This window comes from Synechococcus sp. B60.1, from assembly GCF_047462555.1.
In the GTDB taxonomy this organism is placed as follows: domain Bacteria; phylum Cyanobacteriota; class Cyanobacteriia; order Thermostichales; family Thermostichaceae; genus Thermostichus.
The window spans coordinates 1-1,621 of the sequence record NZ_JANSJN010000053.1 but is presented as its reverse complement, the minus strand read 5'-3'; the positions used below and the strand labels follow the sequence as shown (position 1 = coordinate 1,621).

The following is a 1,621-nucleotide window of genomic DNA, read 5'->3' as shown; positions in this document are numbered from 1 at the left end:
GTAGAGCGCTCGGTGCGCAGGGAGAAAAAGTAGTCAAAGGCCGTAGGAGCACCCGGACGCTCAGGGACGGGCAACTGCGGGATCGGCGTGGGGAAAGGTCGTGGCGGCGGGCTGACCTGGACAAAGTTGAGGACTGTGCTGACATTGGCCGGGTCAAACTCCGCTTGTACCCGACCGTTCAGCAGACGCCGGATGCGTACCAACTGGTTGGGCAGAATGTTCGGACGAGTGGGATCCGGGGCAAATAGCACCGACTGGGTACCCACCTGGGCGGGACGATAGACGATCTCCGCCTGGTTGGGCCGGAAGTTCAGGCGAGCAAAGAGAGCCAGGGCATCTTCAGGAGTGCCATCGCCGGCCACGCCCCGCTGCCGCACCACAAAGCTGGCGGAGAAGCTGCCGGTTTGCAGGATGGCAGTGACAGGCCCTTGAGGTGGGGGAGGATTGACAAAGGATCCTGCCGGTGGGTTGCCATTAGGGCCGGGATCTTCATAGAGTACTCCCACGGTGGGGACAATGAGAGAAGAATCTCCCTCTAAGACGACTTGGTTGCCATTGCGGCTAACCAAGATGCGGCGCACGGTTAAAGTTAAAACAGTTTCCGTATCCGGATCGGCAGCTCTAAAGGTTGTGTTGACTCGAATGCGCTGGTCGTTGGGGTTTGTCGAAAGGGCAACCAGGCCGGCAATGCTGAATTGCGTAGATAGCCTGCCGTCGTTGGGGCCGAAGGCGATGAGATTTACCAGCGGCGTGGTTCGGGCAATCTGGAGGGCCAGTGTGCTGGAGCGAAGGGTTGAGTCAATTGTCAGTTCATTGGCTGGGATCTCATTGACCGGCAGAATGCGGGCCTCTACGTTGGTAATGCGGGCTTCTCCACTGCCTTGAAAGCCGCTGTTCCGCACAGGGATCCCGTTGTCAAACTTTGGGTTGATGTAGTCCAGCCTCAAGCTGGTGGTCTCCAGCACTGAGCCGGGGGTAAAGCGGTACTCCTGCGCCGAGACAAACGCCGTGGGATCCACCTGGACAGGCCCCGGCAAGGCGGGGGATTCGTCAATTTGACCGCAGCCGCCTAGAAGTAAGACTCCACACAAAACTGCCAATGAGCGACCTTTGAAGTTCATACGGCACTGCCTCACACACCCTAATCTGGGGAAATCCACACACAAAATGGAGGAAAAGGCACCCAACCCCAACGCTACAGGTAAGCTGGCCGCCCCTGCTCGAGGCTATGATACCCCATATCTAGGGGATGAACCATTTCCAAAAAAATTTCTTGGATTTGCTTTGCCGCTTGCTTGACAACGCCCCAAGATGCAGTAGAACTAACAGCAGGCATCCGCCTTTGAAACGGGATCCCTCATAATCTTGCCCATGCATAGGGGCAGATTCAGTGGATCCCGGCTGGGCGCTGTTGGAAAGATTTGCTGTGGTGTGAGTGAGTGGAGAATTCCCCGATGAAACGACGTTCTGGCTCAGGCCCTGGCCGTGGCGGCCTTTCCCTTCTGGCAACTTGGGCTTCGCTGGTGCTCGCTACTGCCTGCAGCAGCGAGACCACGGGCGGCTTGCCACCCCTCTTGACCGCCAATGGATCCACGCCTCCTCCCGTGGCCGTGGCCCCCAC

1 protein-coding gene is annotated in these 1,621 nt (G+C 58.4%); it reads right to left on the bottom strand.

All coding sequences use genetic code 11. The annotated features are described in order from the left end of the window. Positions 1–1,091: hypothetical protein (locus tag NW863_RS07455; protein ID WP_414365600.1), on the bottom strand; the 1,091-nt coding region annotated here is incomplete at its 3' end. Positions 1,092–1,621: the final 530 nt, after the last annotated feature.